This window comes from Achromobacter sp. SIMBA_011 (assembly GCF_046535435.1).
GTDB classification, from domain to species: Bacteria; Pseudomonadota; Gammaproteobacteria; order Burkholderiales; family Burkholderiaceae_B; genus Achromobacter; species Achromobacter dolens.
In genome coordinates, this window is record NZ_JAWRWN010000048.1 from 1 (window position 1) to 479 (window position 479).

At 68.9% G+C, this 479-nt stretch carries 1 protein-coding gene; it reads left to right on the forward strand.

The genetic code is table 11. From position 1 onward, the window contains the following. Positions 1–165: 165 nt before the first annotated feature. On the forward strand, positions 166–479 hold a 314-nt coding region (locus SB816_RS29830; protein ID WP_410547967.1), incomplete at its 3' end, for a sulfatase-like hydrolase/transferase.

The window sequence follows — 479 nt, forward strand, 5'->3', positions numbered from 1 at the left end:
GGATAGTGCTTTGGACGGCACGGCGCCGCGCCGGCCCTTCCGCGATTCTAGCCAGTCGCGGCCGGTGCGCGCGGGACTTTCTGCAAGCCGCGTCCGTCATGCCGGCTGCGTCGCCGCACGAGCGTCGCGCCGTTCCGTTCGAACACCGATTTCCCCACGACCGCGATGACGAACCCGACTCCCAACATCCTGATCCTGATGGCCGACCAGCTGACGCCGTTCGCGCTGCCGGCCTATGGCAACCGCGTCGCGCGCACGCCGACGCTCGACCGTCTCGCCGCGCAAGGCGTGGTGTTCGACGCCGCGTATTGCGCGAGCCCGCTGTGCGCGCCGTCGCGCTTCTCGCTGCTGACCGGCAAGCTGCCGTCGCGTATCGGCGCCTACGATAACGCCGCCGAATTGCCCGCGCAAACGCTGACCTTCGCGCACTACCTGCGGGCGGGCGGTTACCGGACGATGCTGTCCGGGAAAATGCACTT